At 34.0% G+C, this 16643-nt stretch carries 15 protein-coding genes; 11 read left to right on the top strand and 4 right to left on the bottom strand.

Annotation, left to right across the window (positions count from 1 at the left end; translation table 11 throughout):
• The first annotated feature begins 1 nt into the window (after position 1).
• The 4 genes from FYJ81_RS07540 to FYJ81_RS07525 all read left to right on the top strand — a co-directional run bounded on the left by FYJ81_RS07540 (position 2) and on the right by FYJ81_RS07525 (position 5144).
• Positions 2–1186 (top strand): MalY/PatB family protein, encoded by a 1185-nt coding sequence (locus FYJ81_RS07540; protein ID WP_119517543.1) that lies wholly within the window; start codon positions 2–4, stop codon positions 1184–1186.
• A gap of 47 nt (positions 1187–1233) precedes the next feature.
• The gene (locus FYJ81_RS07535; protein WP_019469146.1) at positions 1234–1686 is read left to right on the top strand and encodes a MarR family winged helix-turn-helix transcriptional regulator; all 453 of its coding nucleotides are present in this window, start codon (positions 1234–1236) and stop codon (positions 1684–1686) included.
• 208 nt (positions 1687–1894) lie between these two features.
• The gene (locus FYJ81_RS07530) at positions 1895–3538 is read left to right on the top strand and encodes an alpha-keto acid decarboxylase family protein (protein WP_119517544.1); all 1644 of its coding nucleotides are present in this window, start codon (positions 1895–1897) and stop codon (positions 3536–3538) included.
• A gap of 118 nt (positions 3539–3656) precedes the next feature.
• Positions 3657–5144, top strand: coding sequence for an aldehyde dehydrogenase family protein (locus tag FYJ81_RS07525; protein ID WP_019469144.1), 1488 nt, complete (start codon positions 3657–3659; stop codon positions 5142–5144).
• Between the two features lie 236 nt (positions 5145–5380).
• Here the strand turns inward: FYJ81_RS07525 and FYJ81_RS07520 are convergent, their stop codons facing one another.
• A complete protein-coding gene (locus FYJ81_RS07520; RefSeq protein ID WP_119517545.1) occupies positions 5381–6610 on the bottom strand; it encodes an NADH-dependent flavin oxidoreductase in 1230 nt (409 codons plus the stop codon).
• 304 nt (positions 6611–6914) lie between these two features.
• On the opposite strand from FYJ81_RS07520, the gene FYJ81_RS07515 reads away from it, so the two are divergent.
• The 7 genes from FYJ81_RS07515 (at position 6915) to FYJ81_RS07485 (ending at position 13731) form a co-directional block, all read left to right on the top strand.
• Positions 6915–7919 carry an LLM class flavin-dependent oxidoreductase gene (locus tag FYJ81_RS07515; protein ID WP_107385761.1) on the top strand — a complete coding sequence of 335 codons (1005 nt, stop codon included), beginning with the start codon at positions 6915–6917 and terminating at the stop codon, positions 7917–7919.
• Positions 7920–7945: 26 nt separating this feature from the next.
• Entirely contained in the window at positions 7946–8278 is a 333-nt protein-coding gene (locus FYJ81_RS07510; RefSeq protein ID WP_019469141.1) for a glycine cleavage system protein H, read from the top strand.
• 3 nt (positions 8279–8281) lie between these two features.
• Positions 8282–9070, top strand: a complete 789-nt coding sequence (locus FYJ81_RS07505) for a protein-ADP-ribose hydrolase (RefSeq protein ID WP_119517546.1) — start codon at positions 8282–8284, stop codon at positions 9068–9070.
• Complete coding sequence (locus FYJ81_RS07500) at positions 9063–9947, top strand: SIR2 family NAD-dependent protein deacylase (RefSeq protein ID WP_107385762.1); 885 nt, start codon at positions 9063–9065, stop codon at positions 9945–9947. Before FYJ81_RS07505 ends, FYJ81_RS07500 begins: the two co-directional genes overlap by 8 nt.
• Before the next feature lie 9 nt (positions 9948–9956).
• On the top strand, positions 9957–10979 hold the full coding sequence (locus tag FYJ81_RS07495) for a lipoate--protein ligase (protein ID WP_103211410.1): 1023 nt from the start codon (positions 9957–9959) through the stop codon (positions 10977–10979).
• A 319-nt stretch (positions 10980–11298) separates the two neighbouring features.
• On the top strand, positions 11299–12288 hold the full coding sequence (locus FYJ81_RS07490; protein ID WP_119517547.1) for a Gfo/Idh/MocA family protein: 990 nt from the start codon (positions 11299–11301) through the stop codon (positions 12286–12288).
• A 222-nt stretch (positions 12289–12510) separates the two neighbouring features.
• Positions 12511–13731, top strand: a complete 1221-nt coding sequence (locus tag FYJ81_RS07485; RefSeq protein WP_119517548.1) for a putative glycoside hydrolase — start codon at positions 12511–12513, stop codon at positions 13729–13731.
• Positions 13732–13835: 104 nt separating this feature from the next.
• Here the strand turns inward: FYJ81_RS07485 and larC are convergent, their stop codons facing one another.
• From larC to larE, 3 genes are read right to left on the bottom strand one after another with little or no spacing between them, the layout of a single operon-like run.
• The gene (larC, locus tag FYJ81_RS07480) at positions 13836–15011 is read right to left on the bottom strand and encodes a nickel pincer cofactor biosynthesis protein LarC (RefSeq protein WP_107385764.1); all 1176 of its coding nucleotides are present in this window, start codon (positions 15009–15011) and stop codon (positions 13836–13838) included.
• Between the two features lie 5 nt (positions 15012–15016).
• The gene (larB, locus tag FYJ81_RS07475) at positions 15017–15787 is read right to left on the bottom strand and encodes a nickel pincer cofactor biosynthesis protein LarB (RefSeq protein WP_107385765.1); all 771 of its coding nucleotides are present in this window, start codon (positions 15785–15787) and stop codon (positions 15017–15019) included.
• A gap of 32 nt (positions 15788–15819) precedes the next feature.
• Positions 15820–16629, bottom strand: coding sequence for an ATP-dependent sacrificial sulfur transferase LarE (gene larE, locus FYJ81_RS07470; protein ID WP_154409512.1), 810 nt, complete (start codon positions 16627–16629; stop codon positions 15820–15822).
• Between the last annotated feature and the right edge of the window lie 14 nt (positions 16630–16643).

Genomic DNA, 16643 nt, shown 5'->3' with positions numbered 1-16643 from the left:
AATGACTTATAATTTTAATGAAGTTGTTAATAGAAAACAGACGAGATCAGTTAAATGGGATACGATGGAGGATGTGTATCATATTGATGATGCTTCAGACATACTGCCAATGTGGATTGCAGATATGGATTTTAAGGCACCTCAACCAGTAATTGATGCATTAAAAAATTGTGTCGATCACGGCGTGTTTGGCTATTCTTATTTAGATGAACACTGTAAAAATGCAATTCAATCTTGGTTTAACAAACGTCATGAGTGGCATGTTGGGAAAGATTGGATTCTTGCGCATTCTGGCGTAGTTCCTGCGATAGCGTCAATTATTGAGACATTTACAGCTCCAAAAGACAGTGTTTTAATCACGCCTCCAGTTTACCCACCTTTTTCCAATTTACCTTCAGGTATGAATCGACAATTAATTACGTGTGCTTTGATAGAAGATGATAGAAATTACTCAATTGACTTTGAAGACTTTGAAGAAAAGTTGAAGCAAGGCGTGAAAATGTTTATCTTATGCAACCCACATAATCCAGGCGGGATTGTTTGGTCTAAAGACACTTTAAAAAAAGTGATTGAACTTTGTGTTAAATATGACGTGTTAATATTATCAGATGAAATCCACGCCGATTTGGTATTTCCAGGTTATCAACATATTCCTCTTGATAAATTAGCGTCTGATAAAGAAGCACAAAAAATCATTACATGCACTGCACCTACAAAAACATTTAATCTAGCAGGTATTCATGCTGCTCTGATTATTTCGCCTGATAAAGATGTTAGACAAGCATTAGCGGCTAATTTTACGACACATGGTTTAGGTATTAACCGCATTAGTCCATTTGGAGCAGTTGCACTAGAATCTGCTTACAACCATGGAGAAGATTGGCTTAATGAGCTCATAAATATTGTTTCTTCAAATATGGATTATGTTATTTCAGAAATTACCAAAGCTATACCACAAATAAAGATTAAAAAGCCTCAAGCAACCTATTTGTTATGGATTGATTATAGAGAAACTGGCTTGACTGAAGAAGAAATAATGACAAAATTACTAGAAAAAGGTAAAGTCGCGCTTGAACCTGGGACAAAGTATGGTGAAGAAGGCAGAGGGTTTTTAAGAATGAATGTGGCTTGCGCACCCCAAACTGCTAAAGACGGCGTTGAACGTTTTATTAAAGCGTTGAAATAAATTTACCTCCCAAAATTTTAAGACATATTTAAAAAGGATTGTGACTTATGGAAATAAAAAATAATGACTATGAAAATTTGCTATTTTACTTTGCATATAAAACATTTATTACGACAGCGGATGAAATCATTAAAGATTATGGTTTGAATCGCCAACACCATAGATTTTTATTTTTTATTGAAAAAGTCCCTGGTATCTCGATTAAAGATTTATTGAAAAATCTAGAAATTTCAAAACAAGGTAGCCATGCAACTTTAAAAAAACTAAGAGATGAGGCATTCATTGTAGAAAAACAAGCGCCAGAGGACAAGCGTATTAAAACGTTGTATCCAACAGAAAAAGGCCGGAACTTAGTTCGTAAATTAAATAAAGCGCAAAATGATATGTTTAAAGAAATTCAAGAAAAAGTAGGCAATGATTGGTATGCAATTATGGAAGAATTTGCTTCGTATAGAGAAGGATTTCAATCAGTAAAATATTTGAAAGGCGACCAAGAATAATTTTTTAAGTATTTTTGTCAATAGTATAGCGAAGTTACATTTACTGAATACAATTATTTATATCAGAGGTTTGTTTTCTAGATTTTAGAAAGCAAGTCTCTTTATTTTGTTTGGAGGTATAAATAAGTCAACAAACTTGACCTAATTTATTTAACAAGTTATATTTAATGTGTAATGAAAATGAAACACATTAAAGGAGAAATGATGTATGCAAAAAAGAGTAGGACAATATTTGATGGATGCAATTCGCTCAGTTGGTGTTGATAAAGTATTTGGCGTGCCTGGTGATTTTAATCTTACATTTTTAGATGATATTATCAATCGAGATGATATGGAATGGATTGGTAACACAAATGAACTTAACGCTAGTTATGCAGCAGACGGCTATGCAAGAATCAAAGGCATTAGTGCTATGGTAACAACATTTGGTGTGGGAGAGCTAAGTGCGGTTAACGGTATAGTAGGTGCTTATGCAGAACGTGTACCAGTCATAGCAATCACAGGAGCACCAACTCGTGAAGTTGAACGTGCTGGTAAATATGTTCACCATTCATTAGGTGAAGGCACATTTGATGATTATCGAAAAATGTATAAACCTATCACGACAGCACAAGGATATATTACTCCAGAAAATGCACAAACTGAAATTCCAAGATTAATCAATGCAGCAATTAATGAAAAACGTCCCGTGCATATACACTTACCTATCGATGTAGCTGCTGTAAATATTGAAGTACAAACACCGTATCAATATACGGCGCCAGTCAAACAAGATGTTGACAGTTATATAGACATAATAGAAAACAAATTGAAAAATGCGAAGCAGCCTTTAATTATTACTGGTCATGAAATCAATAGTTTTGGGCTGCATGACAAACTAGAACAATTTGTTAACCAAACACATATACCAGTTGCTCAATTGTCCTTAGGTAAAGGGGCTTTCAATGAAGAAAATCAATATTATATGGGTATTTATGATGGAAAGATCGCAGATGAACAAATTAAAGCTTATGTAGATCATAGTGATGTAATTTTGAATATTGGAGCAAAACTTACGGATTCTGCTACAGCTGGATTTTCTTATAAATTCAATTTAGAAAATGTAATCATGATTAATCATCATCATTTCAAAGTAGATGAATTACGCGATGAAGAAGTAAGACTTGCAGATTTACTAGATAGTTTATTGGGAATTGATTATACGGCTGACGTAAGCTATCCGCGTTATCAATTAACCAACGAAACAGTTGAATTAAGTGATGAGCCATTAAAACAGTCAACATATTTCAAATTAATGCAACAATTTATTCAACCCAAGGACGTTATACTTGCTGAACAAGGAACATCATTCTTTGGTGCTTATGACTTACTTTTCTCTAAAGATAATACATTTATAGGACAACCATTATGGGGCTCAATCGGTTATACTTTACCTGCGACTTTAGGAACACAAATTGCAGACAAACAACGTAGAAATGTGCTGTTGATTGGTGATGGTTCACTACAGTTAACTGTTCAAGCATTATCAACAATCATACGTGAGGATTTAAAACCAGTTATTTTTGTAATAAATAACGATGGTTATACAGTGGAACGTAAAATTCATGGTGAAAGCGCACCATACAACGATATCAAAATGTGGGACTACAAGCAGTTACCGTTCGTGTTTGGTATGAAAGATACGGAAGTTAAGATACATGATGTTACAACAAGTAATGCGTTAGCAACAGCATTAAATGAAATCAATCAAACTCCTAACATGATGCATTTTGTAGAAGTGCACATGGATGTACATGATGCACCAGAAAAATTAGATGCGATAGGCAAAGCTTTTGCCCAACAAAACGGGTGATAATTGGAAATTTTTTAAAAACAGCACATATTCGTTTACAATGGAATTGTGACGTTAGGTTAACTATAGGTTTAAATAAAGTTATTATCAATAACACCAAAACAAAGGAGAGATTGTCATGACAGTAAATATAAAAGATTATGTTGATGAGAATTATGGATTGTTAATTGATGGTGAATTTGTAAAAAGTAATAGTGGAGAAACATTAGAAGTTGTTAATCCAGCTACAGGGGAGATACTATCAAATATTTCCAAAGCTGACGAAACGGATATCGACAAAGCTGTATCATCAGCCCAAAGCGCCTTTGAATCATGGAGTTTAACTTCTAAAACAGAGCGTGCGAATTTATTAAGAAAAATCAGTGAAAAATTGATGGCAAATAAAGATAAACTTGCAACAGTGGAAACCTTGAATAATGGTAAACCGATTCGTGAAACTTCAACGATTGATATACCATACGCTGCAAGACATTTTAACTATTTTGCAAGTGTTATTGAAACACATGAAGGTTCGGTTAATGATATTGATAAAGATACTATGAGTATCGTACGTCATGAACCTATTGGCGTTGTTGGTGCTGTAGTAGCTTGGAATTTCCCAATGCTCTTAGCAGCATGGAAAATTGCACCAGCCATTGCTGCAGGGAATACAATTGTTATTCAGCCATCTTCCTCAACGCCTTTAAGTTTATTAGAAGCAGGAAAGATTTTTCAAGAAGTATTGCCACAAGGTGTGGTTAATATTGTAACTGGTAAAGGTTCAGAATCAGGTAATGCTATTTTTAATCATGAAGGTGTAGATAAATTATCATTTACAGGTTCAACAGATGTCGGCTATCAAGTTGCCGATGCAGGTGCAAAACGTATTGTCCCTGCCACATTAGAACTTGGTGGTAAAAGTGCCAATATTATTTTGGATGATGCAAATTTAGATTTAGCTGTTGAAGGTATCCAACTCGGTATATTATTTAATCAAGGTGAAGTATGTAGTGCAGGCTCACGTTTATTGGTTCAAGAAGGTATATACGACACGTTAATTTCTAGATTAAAAGAGGCATTTTCAAATATTAAGGTTGGTGATCCATTAGATGAAGATACTCAAATGGGCAGCCAAACGAGTGATGAACAGATGAATAAAATATTGTCATATATCGATTATGCTGAACAATCAAATGCTGAGGTGTTAACTGGAGGCAAACGTATTGTTGAAAATGGATTAGATAAAGGATACTTTATAGAACCAACGCTGATTGCAGTTAGTGATAACCAAAATAAATTAGCGCAAGAAGAAATATTTGGTCCAGTTTTAACAGTAATTAAAGTGAAAGACGATCAAGAAGCGATTAAAATTGCTAATGATTCTGACTATGGTTTAGCAGGTGGGGTATTCTCACAAGATATTACTCGCGCATTGAATATTGCTAAAGCAGTTAGAACAGGCAGAATTTGGATAAATACGTATAACCAAGTGCCTGAAGGCGCACCATTTGGTGGTTATAAAAAATCAGGTATTGGTCGTGAAACGTATAAAGCAGCATTGAGTAACTATCAACAAGTTAAAAATATATTTATTGACACAAGTAATGAATTAAAAGGTTTATATTAAACATTTGCCAATACACTTTGTGAAAATAGTATAAATAAGCAGGCTCGAAAATTCGAACATTAATTTTCGAGCCTGCTTTTTTAAAAAATGTTTAACAAAACATGATTGAAATAAATATCAAAGCGCATTTTAGTGCATTTTGTAACTAGTTATTAAGTATTGAATTTGTTGAATACATGCATGATGATTTTCATCGTGTGTGCTTTTAGAATCATAATTTTTATATCGTGGAAGCCTTATGTCCCATTTTTATGATCTACTTCTTTATAATTTACTTCATCATAATTTGTTTCAAGTTTACGCAATTCATCTCGAGTTTCTTTCTTTAAACCTTCACCATAATCCATCATTTTTACAATATCTTTAAAAGCAGCATAAGGGATAGCTAATTCATCTATATCTTCCAGAGTTACATGTAAACCAATGTCATTTGGTCTTTGTTCTTTTAATTTAGTAACGAAGTCTGGTTCAGTGACGAATGGTGATGACATGCCCACCATATCCGCATTTTGTAAGGCGTCCAAAGCACTATCAGGAGAATTAATACCTCCGCTAGCAATGAGAGGAATGCGTCCGTTGAGATATTTATAAACGACCGCATTGACATATTCTCCGTTATATTTTCCTTCAGAACGTACTTTATTTTGATAGATTTGACGTCCCCAACTTGCAATCGCTAAATATTGAATATTGGCTGTTTCTAACACCCAGTCTAAGTGACGGTTAAACTCATCAACAGTGTAACCTACATCACTACCACGTGTTTCTTCGGGTGTGGCACGATAACCTAAAATAAACTGTGAAGGTGCTTCTCGATCAATAACATTTTGAACAGCTTTTAATATTTCTAATTCAAAGCGTGATCTATTCTCTAAATTTTGGCTACCATATTCATCGGTCCTTAAGTTAGAGAAAGTCGAGAAAAAAGTTTGGATTAATAAACGTTGTGCAGCTGAAATTTCAACACCATCAAACCCTGCTTTAATTGCACGTGATGTTGCATCTGCATATTGCTGTATAACGGATTTGATTTTGTCTGTAGTCATAGATAAAACTTCATGCTTAATTGGAGAATTTAAGGTCATCGCACTTGGACCAAATACTTGACCAAAGTTTAAAATAGCTTGATTTGAAAAACGACCGGCATGCGTAAGTTGTAGTATTGCTTTGTTGCCATTTTGTTTCATAGCATTAGCTAAAGTTGTTAAGCCAGGGATACAACTATCATCAGTAATGCTAAAACCATATTCAAATAATTGTCCATAAGGTTCAATATAAGCGGCGCCAGTAACTTGAAGTGGTGCTGAGTGTGCACGACGTCGTGCATAATTAATATCTGCTTCTGTGATATGTCCGTCTTGTGTAGAAGAATTAGTTGTCATTGGAGATAAAACAAAACGGTTGTTTAAGACAATACCATTTGGCAATGTTAGTGGCTTTAATAATGCATTGTAATTCATATTCATAATTATAACCTCTATCTTCGTTGTTATTAATAATTTTAAAGTAACACTTAAATATAAAAGGGTCAAAACGATTAAAAAGTAGAAATTTTTTAAGCAAAATCTAACAAAAATTCTCTATATCCGTTATCCTATAAGGTGTAGACAATTTAAAGTGGACGCATGTTGTATTAAGTAGAGTGTATAGTGATGTTACGTTGCATTTATCTTAACTGAAAGTCATAAGATACTCAAATATACTTGCTTTAAGAACAATCGTTAACAAAGCGTATTGTATAATGTATGATTGGTGGAGGTGGTAATTCACGTGGTTCAATTTAATGTGTTAGATTATGCTGTGATTGACGAAGGCAAATCTGCCGAAGAAGCTTTACAAGACACTGTTCGATTAGCACAGTTAGCTGACAAACTCGGCTATAAACGTTTTTGGTTAACAGAACATCATAATGTACCAGCATTTGCATGTAGTAGTCCTGAATTATTAATGATGCAAATTTTAAATAAAACAAAAAACATTTCTCTGGGGTCAGGTGGGGTGATGTTACCTCATTACAGCCCATATAAAGTTGCTGAAAACTTCCGTATGTTAGAAGCACTTCATCCTGGACGTGTCGATTTAGGTATTGGCAATAATGCAGGTACTGCTCAAGTGAAATCGGCGATGAATGAAACAAAATCACACTTTTTAGACTACGGGCAGTCTATTGAAGATGTGAGACATTATTTAACAGAACAACAGACGCAGCAGCGACATCATCGCGTTGTAGCACAACCAAGTACGAAATTCATGCCCAGCATGTGGTTGCTGAGCACCAGTGTAGCATCGGCTAAAAAGGCGGGGGCACAAGGTATAGGTTATACATTAGGTACTTTTCTATTACCTAATGCTAAAGCAATAGCTAAAGCAAAAGATAGTGTGAAAATGTATAGAGACGCATTTCAACCATCGTCATTAAATATGGCGCCATCTGTGATGATTACTGTCTTTATTGCATTAGCTGATACAGTAGAAGAAGCAGAAACTTTGGGCCAAAGTCTAGATATATGGTTATTAGGTAAGGAACAGTTTGCTGAATTTGAACGTATGCCCTCGCCTGAAACAGCACAATCTTATCATTGTACAGAGAAAGATGAGCGACAAATAGCTCAAAGTCGTGCACGCATCATTGTTGGCACCAAAGAAAGTGCGAAGCCACAAATAGATCGCATGATACAAGATTTTAATGCAGATGAAGTCATGGTGGTGCCTTTGATACCGAGTATTGAAGCACGTTGTCGAGCTATTGAATTGCTTGCAGAAATATATTTATAAATTATTTATGAAGGGAAGTATTTATTATGAAAAAATTAGCGAATTATTTATGGGTAGAAAAAGTAGGCGCACAATATGTTTATAGTATGACGCCAGAGTTACAAGACGATATAGGTACAGTTGGGTACGTAGAATTTATAGGTAACGATGAAGTGAAAGTAGATGACGAAATAGTAAGTATTGAGGCTTCTAAGACAGTGTTAGATGTTCAATCTCCATTAGCTGGTACGATTGTAGAACGAAATACAAAAGCAGAAGATGAACCAACAATTTTGAATTCAGAAAAACCAGAAGAGAATTGGTTAGTTAAATTAGAAAATGTTGATGAAGCAGCATTTAACGCACTACCAGAGGCATAATATATGCAACAACAAGAGCGCTTATCTTATTTAATTGAATATTTATGGCGTGAAGCAAATGGTGAAACAACTTTAAATTTACCGGAAGATGAAACATCACGTTGGGAAATGTATAGAGGGCTCGCCAATGTAAGATTACCTCGACCTATTGCTGACACTTATTTAGATGTACAAGATGCATTTTTACAAACGATGAATCGTCAACATGTTACTCATATTGATACATTGTCGCCAATGATTGGTGATGATGTATTTTTATGGCAAGGAGATATCACTCAACTCAAAGTAGATGGGATAGTGAATGCAGCAAACAGTCAATTATTAGGTTGTTTTGAAGCTAATCATAATTGTATTGATAACATCATTCATACTAAAGCTGGGGTACAGTTACGTTTGGCATGTCATGAAATTATGGAAGCACAAGGGAAAAAAGAAGGTATAGGAAAAGCTAAAATAACATCAGCATATAATTTGCCAGCCCAATATGTAATTCATACAGTAGGGCCACAAGTTCGCAAATTACCTGTATCTGATATGAATAAAGATTTGTTGGCACGCGCATATCGAAGTTGTTTAGAAATTGCAAAACAACATTCGCTAAAAAGTATAGCGTTTTGCTGTATTTCTACAGGTGTGTTTGGCTTTCCTCAAGCAGAAGCTGCAAAGATAGCCATTAACACTGTATTGGATTATAAAAAAGAGCATCATATGGATGATACGAAGATTATTTTTAACGTGTTCACTGATACAGATGCACAATTATATAAGGAGGAGCTAAAACGTTATGACTGAAACAACATGGCGTGTTATGTCAACAAATCAAAGTAGTCAATCTGATGTATTAGCACAAGCTATAGATGAAGCAGATGCAGTAGTTGTAGGCATAGGAGCAGGTATGTCTGCTTCAGATGGGTTTACGTATATAGGAAAAAGATTTACCCAAAATTTTCCGGATTTTATAGAAAAATATGGATTTTTTGATATGTTGCAAGCAAGTCTTCATACATTTGAAAGTTGGCAAGAATACTGGGCATTTCAAAGTAGATTTGTTGCATTGAATTATTTAGATCAACCAGTAGGTGCATCCTATGTTGCGCTGAAAGAAATACTAAAAAACAAAGCGCATCATATTATTACCACTAATGCAGATAATGCGTTTGCAGTTGCTGGTTATGATTTGGACAAAGTATTTCATATCCAAGGTGAATATATTCTATGGCAGTGTAGTCAACATTGTCATCCACAAACCTATAGAGACGATGAGGCAATCCGTCAAATGATCCAAGAGCAATCAAATATGGAAGTGCCGCGCGAACTTGTACCACATTGTCCCAAATGTGATGCACCTATGGAAATTAATAAGCGAAAAGCACAAGTCGGTATGGTAGAAGATGCAGATTTTGAGGCACAATTATCTCGTTACAATCAGTTTCTTGAAAATCATAAGGAAGGAAAAGTTCTATATTTAGAAATCGGTATTGGTTATACTACACCTCAGTTTGTGAAACATCCTTTTCAACGTATGACAAGACAGAATTCTGATGCATTATTTATGACATTAAATAAAAAAGCATATAGGATACCTCAAAATATACGTGAACGAACAATACATTTAACGGATGATATTTCGACATTAGTTTTAGAAGCAAATAATAAATTAGCAAAGTAGGAGAAAACTATGTATTTAATTGAACCGATTCGAAATGGTGAATATATAACAGACGGTGCAGTTAATACTGCAATGCAAGTCTATGTAAGTCAAAATATTTTTTTAGATGATGATATTTTATTACCTTATTATTGCGATCCAAAAGTAGAAATAGGTCGTTTTCAAAATACAGCAGTAGAGATTAATCAAGATTATATAGATGAACACGGTATACAAGTGATGCGTCGTGAAACTGGAGGTGGCGCAGTTTATGTAGATCGTGGTGCTGTGAATATGTGCTGTCTTTTACAAAATGATAATTCGATATATGGTGATTTTCAAAAGTTTTATGAGCCAGCAATTAAGGCGTTACATAATTTAGGTGCTACTGAAGTCGTTCAAAGTGGGCGTAATGATTTAGAGATTAATGGAAAGAAAATTTCTGGTGCTGCAATGACTTTGATCAATGGACGTATCTATGGTGGTTACTCACTCTTATTAGATGTTGATTACGAAGCAATGATTAAAGTGTTGAAACCGAACCGTAAAAAAATTGAATCTAAAGGAATTAAATCTGTTAGGTCGAGAGTTGGAAGTATTCGTGACAATTTAGCAATTGAATATCAAAATATTACTATACATGAGTTTAAAGACTTAATGATTAAACAATTATTGGGCTTAGACGATATCAATGACGTTAAACGTTACGAATTAAGTGAAGCAGACTGGCATGTAATAGATGAAATGGTGGCAAAAAAATACAAGAATTGGGAATGGAACTATGGACGTTCTCCACGTTATGAATATAATAGAGATGCGAAATTAGCTGCAGGCACCATTGATATCACACTAGCCGTTGAACAAGGTCGTATTGTTGCATGTCGTATTTATGGTGATTTTTTCGGACAAGGTGAGATTAAAGAAGTTGAACAGCAACTTATTGGTGTTCGAGTTGTTAAAGCAGATTTGCTTGATGCTTTAAGTGAAATTGATATTCCTTACTATTTCGGTAAAACGTCAGCAGAAGAACTCGTTGAATTAATTTTAAGTTAATAACAAGAGTGAACATTTGCTAAAATCAATGTAGTGGTAAATGATTTGTACACAAGCAGTTATTTCTTGGGAAATAGTACAAGACCACGTAATAAAGTGATATTAACTCAACATTTAAAATTGTCCTGAAACATTCAAATATAATTATATACAGATGATAAAATGGACAAACAAACTATGACGTATTATGCATTATAAGGCTGAACAGATAAATATTACAGCCTTTATGATCGTAATGGATGATTTGATTTTTGATTCGAAAAAGTCATAGTTATTTCAATATAGACAATAAATTTTTATGATAAAAAAGGGGAAATTTATGAATATAGGTATAGTTGGAGCCGGAAAAATTGTAAAAGAAGCGTTGCCAGTGATGTCAGAGGTACCTGAAATTCATATACAAAGCATAGTGACTACTGGACGTAATCCTGAGAATGTAGCTCAATTGCAAAAGCAATTTGATATTAAACAAGTCTATGAAGATTATCAAGCGTTTATAGAAGATGAAAAGATAGATACTGTTTATTTGGCTGTTCCCAATCATCTTCACTTTGAATACGCACGTAAAGCAATAGCGCAAAATAAGCATGTGATTTGTGAAAAACCATTTACATTAACTGCAGAAGAGCTCATCACACTAAAAGATTTAGCCGAGCAACAACATGTGATTATAATTGAAGCTATTACAAATTTGTATTTAAGTAATTATGACGTACTAAAGCAAAGCATACCAGAAATTGGGAATTGCAAAATTGCTCAGTTTAACTATTCTCAGTATTCTTCAAGATTTGATGATTTTAAAAATGACATTATTCAACCAGCATTTGACCCAAGTAAGGGCGGAGGCGCATTAATGGATATAAATGTTTACAATATCCATTTAGCAGTAGGCTTATTTGGTAAACCTAATAAAGTGACATACTTTGCAAATATTGAAAAAAATATCGATACTTCTGGAATCTTACAATTAGAATATGAAGATATGAAAGTGGTTTGTATCGGAGCTAAAGATTCTAGTTCTGATAATCAATCTTATATTCAAGGAGACAAAGCTACAATTAATCTTAAAGGTCCTACAAACGAGTTGAATGCATTCGAATTAAAATATCACACTGGTGGTACACAGTATTATCAAGTAAATGCACACAAGCATCGAATGTATGAAGAATTTGTGAAAATCGAAAAAGTGATTCGGGAACAAAATACTATATTTGCAACAAGACAATTAGAACACAGTATTCATGTACTAGATGTCTTAAAGCAAGCATTAACGAGTGCAAATTTAAGCATAGGACCTTCAATTAAATAAAATTTGGACACAGTTGATTTCATAATATTAAAAATAACAGCTAAAAGACAGAAATAAGTCGTCAATACGTCAGTTGATCACTATTTCTGTCTTTTTTGTAAATAAAAGTTTTGAAATTACGTTGTTTAAAATATTAAAATACTATAATATGTGTAGTGTAAACTTATTTGTCATTGAAATGTTTTTGTCGTTGAAATGATTAAGGGGAAGGGAGATAATTTAATGAGGGTTTGGAAATTTATAGTGATGCTACTTGTGGCTGTATTAATGATGTCAGCTTGTAACAGTGGTTCTAACAATGAAAAAGAAACAAATGGAGGAAAAGAAAGCACAAGCAAATCGAATAAGCATACATATAGTGATATTGACTATCCAAAAGACGGTGTGAAAGGTATCTATGTCACACCTAATTCAGCAAATGGTAAAAACTTTGAAGAGCTCATTCAATTTATAAATGAAACAGAATTAAATGCCATGGTAATTGATGTTAAAGATGATGAAGGAAATATAACGATGGACTTTAAAAGTGACAATAAATTGATTAGCAGTAATACAGTGAATAGTGTTGATGTGAAAAAAATCATGAAAGCGATGGAAAAAAACAATATTTATCCAATTGCACGTATTGTTACATTTAAAGATTCTAGATTATCTCAAAAAAAACCGGATTGGTCATTTAAAACGTCTGATGGTAATGTTTGGGAAAATGAAGGTGGAGATAGTTTTTCAAATCCTTTTAATGATAAAGTATGGAATTATAATATTGCAGTTGCAAAAGAAGCGGCTAAAGCAGGATTTAAAGAAGTACAATTTGACTATGTTCGATTTCCTGAGGGATTTGAAAATAAGGATAAATCACTGCAGTATTCAAATGGAAAATATAAAAATAGTGATTTAAATCATGTTGAGCAACGTGTGGATACGATTACTAATTTTTTAAAAACAGCACGTAAAGATTTGAAATCATACGATGTTCAAACATCCGCTGATGTTTTTGGTTACGCAGCTACTGTTAAAGAAACACCAGGTATTGGGCAAAGTTTCCCTAAAATCGCAAAGAATGTAGATGTCATTTCATCGATGATTTATCCTTCTCATTGGAGTCCAGGTGATTTTGGATTAGAAGCTCCAGATACAGAACCTTATAAAACAGTGGATCGTTATCTTGATAAGGAAAAAGAAGCACTCAAAGGTATCGATCATAAAAAGGTTAAATCTCGTCCATGGCTTCAAGATTTTACAGCATCTTATTTAGGAGAAGGGCAGTATAAAGTCTATGACAAAACAGAAGTAACTGCACAAGTACAAGCGTTAAAAGATCATGATATAAATGAATTTTTATTATGGGATGCTTCTGCTGATTATACGAAAGGTGCCGATTACAATCCATCAAAATACACCAATCCGGATGCTCAAAAGCCAGAAAACACAAAAAATAATTAATCATATTAAATGCTAAAATGAAATAAGCCTATAACTGAATTTTACAGAATCTCAGTTATAGGCTTATTATATTAGGATTTATGTGTCATAACTTTTTAAGTAGTTCAATCAATCTGTATATGTTTTTGAATCTCTTGATTAATATGATTATATACATGTAAGAATGGTTTGTTGGCTTGAATTGCGGCGTTTCGCACATCTTCAAATTCTGGTTTTGCCTTAATTATTTTGCCGTTTAACATTGCTGTTTTTACTAAAATCGCTCCATAATTTGTATGAATTGTTTCGAATTGTCTATGGAGTACTTTACGATTAACCGTGTAACTTCTAATACCTAATGTCGATGTATTTTTTAAAACATAGTCTTCGAAAAATTGTGCATTTTCTATCTTACAAATGACTGTGATTTGAGTGGCTGGCCTACTTTTTTTCATAGTGATAGGTGTGAAGTATGCATCTAATGCACCATCTTCTAAAACTTGTTCAAGAAAGTAACTTAGCATTTCAGCAGACATATCATCAATCTGACTCTCTATTACTTGGACTTGCGTTGGTGTATTATCTTTAGTTTTGAATTGAATTGCTCTCAATATGTTTGGGAAATCAAAGTCTTTGGTGCCACATCCATAACCAATCTGCTCTATTGTGACAGAAGGTAAAGGGCCAATTTTAGATGTTAATGCTTTAATGAAAGCTGCTCCGGTTGGTGTCGTTAATTCGCTATTAATATCAAAAGAAGCGAGCGGTATGCCTTTTAAAATTTCTGCCGTTGCAGGTGCAGGAACAGGATATAATCCATGAGCGATATTTACTTTACCTCCACCTGTTGGAATTGGAGAAGCGTGTAATTCATCAATTTTCAAATTTTCTAAAGCAAGACAGCCCCCGATAATATCGATAATGGAATCCATTGCGCCTACTTCATGAAAGTGCACCTCTTCGACGGACATCCCATGAATTTTAGCTTCTGCATGAGCAATCGTATCAAAGACTTTTTGGCTTCGTACTTTAACTCTTTCAGGTAAATCGCTATCCTGTATCATATTTGTAATATCAGCAGCTGTTCTATGATGTGTCGTTTCACTAAAATCAATGTTTAGATGCTTAGCTTGAATACCTTGCTTGTTTTGATTAGAAAAGCGCAGCTTAAAATCATTAAGTGGCAACTTTTGTAAATGAGATTCAATGTAAGCTATATTTGCACCTAAATCTACTAGAGAAGATAGCAACATATCACCTGCAATACCAGCGTGACAATCTAAATATATTGTATTTGTCATATCATTCACTCCATCCCTGAATGTTGTTCCAACATATTGACAATCATAGCAGCATTATAACCACCACCGAAGCCATTATCAATATTAAGTACACTAGAACCAGGTGCACATGAATTAATCATTGATAACAATGTTGTGACACCATTTAGATTCGCACCATAACCAACACTAGTCGGTACGGCATAGACAGGGTGGTCAACTAAGCCAGCAACTACGCTTGCTAACGCACCTTCCATGCCAGCTATTACTACAGATACGTTGCAGTTGCGAATATCATCAATATGAGCGAAAAGTCGGTGGATACCAGAGACCCCAACATCGTAAAACCTTTTTACGGATATCCCCATTACTTCTGCTGTTATAGCAGCCTCTTCCGCTACAGGAAGATCAGACGTGCCAGCGCAAATGATGGCAGCTTGACGTTGTGTTTTGGTAATATGCTCTAATGATGTACAAACGATTTGTGCTGTTGCATGATATACCAATTGAGGATATGTTTCACAAATAAAATTGGCTTTTTCATTATTGACACGAGTAATTAATATTGTTTCTTCGTGTAATATTAATGAGTGGATGATTTTCACTAATTGTTGTTCAGTTTTACCTTCGCCAAATATTACTTCTGGAAATCCTTGGCGCTTTCTACGATGCAGGTCAATTTTTGCAAAACCTAATTCATCATATTGATTTAATTCTACTTTAGCCTCAGATATTGATAGTTGATCTGTTTTTACAGCTTGCAATAATGATTCAATGGAATCATATTTACCTGTCATAGTTAAACCACCTTTATATTATAGCGTTAAAATTAAGATTGTATGACCTCATTCATACTACCTGTACGATAGCCTTCTAAGTCAATTGTGACATAGTCAAAACCCAGTTCTTTAAGGCGTAGTGAAATTTGGTTTCTATGTTGAATAATTGGAACAATATCCGTTTCATCAACTTCGATACGCGCAATGTTGTCATGATAACGTACTCTAACGTTATTAATATCTAAACTCAAAATAAATTTTTCCGCTTCATTAACTTTATTAACTTTGTTGAAACTAAGTGGTTCACCATATGGAATGCGAGAAGCTAAGCTACAGAGTGCTGGCTTATTCCAAACAGGTAAGCCATTTGATTTACTAAGTTCTCGCACTTCTTCTTTATAAAGTTCAACTTCTTGTAAAATGCTTCTCACACCATATTCAGATCTCGCTTTAAGACCAGGTCTGAAATCTGAAATATCGTCCATAATCATGCCGTCTAACACATAATTGAATCCAAATGTTTTTCTTAAATCTTCTAGTTTTGCGTATAATAAACATTTGCTGTAATACCAACTGTCGGGTGTGTTTTTAATGATGTGTGGTTCTTTTAATTCTTCGATTTCAGTCTCTAAGATATCTGCATTTAACGTGTTACCGAGTTGAATAGCTTGATTAAATTCTTCGTTTCTAAATAATTCTGATTTAACTATCACTGCTTTTACATTATTGATACCTAGTACATCAATTGCTTTTTTTAGGACTAAGCTACTATCAACACCACCTGAAAAAGCAATAACGACTGTTTCCATTTCTTTTAAAATCATTTCAAGTTTAACTTCTTTATCTTGTAATTTAGTCATTATTTAAATTTCCT

This window comes from Staphylococcus sp. McC-251-APC-3A2 (genome assembly GCF_009695665.1).
Taxonomy (GTDB): Bacteria; Bacillota; Bacilli; order Staphylococcales; family Staphylococcaceae; genus Staphylococcus; species Staphylococcus cohnii.
This window is presented reverse-complemented; position numbering and strand designations above follow the sequence as displayed.

Coding starts and splice junctions, on each gene's coding strand:
- FYJ81_RS07540 (WP_119517543.1), top strand. CDS start 2: ATGACTTATAATTTTAATGAAGTTGTTAATAGAAAACAGACGAGATCA.
- FYJ81_RS07535 (WP_019469146.1), top strand. CDS start 1,234: ATGGAAATAAAAAATAATGACTATGAAAATTTGCTATTTTACTTTGCA.
- FYJ81_RS07530 (WP_119517544.1), top strand. CDS start 1,895: ATGCAAAAAAGAGTAGGACAATATTTGATGGATGCAATTCGCTCAGTT.
- FYJ81_RS07525 (WP_019469144.1), top strand. CDS start 3,657: ATGACAGTAAATATAAAAGATTATGTTGATGAGAATTATGGATTGTTA.
- FYJ81_RS07520 (WP_119517545.1), bottom strand. CDS start 6,610: ATGAATATGAATTACAATGCATTATTAAAGCCACTAACATTGCCAAAT.
- FYJ81_RS07510 (WP_019469141.1), top strand. CDS start 7,946: ATGAAAAAATTAGCGAATTATTTATGGGTAGAAAAAGTAGGCGCACAA.
- FYJ81_RS07505 (WP_119517546.1), top strand. CDS start 8,282: ATGCAACAACAAGAGCGCTTATCTTATTTAATTGAATATTTATGGCGT.
- FYJ81_RS07500 (WP_107385762.1), top strand. CDS start 9,063: ATGACTGAAACAACATGGCGTGTTATGTCAACAAATCAAAGTAGTCAA.
- FYJ81_RS07495 (WP_103211410.1), top strand. CDS start 9,957: ATGTATTTAATTGAACCGATTCGAAATGGTGAATATATAACAGACGGT.
- FYJ81_RS07490 (WP_119517547.1), top strand. CDS start 11,299: ATGAATATAGGTATAGTTGGAGCCGGAAAAATTGTAAAAGAAGCGTTG.
- FYJ81_RS07485 (WP_119517548.1), top strand. CDS start 12,511: ATGAGGGTTTGGAAATTTATAGTGATGCTACTTGTGGCTGTATTAATG.
- larC (WP_107385764.1), bottom strand. CDS start 15,011: ATGACAAATACAATATATTTAGATTGTCACGCTGGTATTGCAGGTGAT.
- larB (WP_107385765.1), bottom strand. CDS start 15,787: ATGACAGGTAAATATGATTCCATTGAATCATTATTGCAAGCTGTAAAA.
- larE (WP_154409512.1), bottom strand. CDS start 16,629: ATGACTAAATTACAAGATAAAGAAGTTAAACTTGAAATGATTTTAAAA.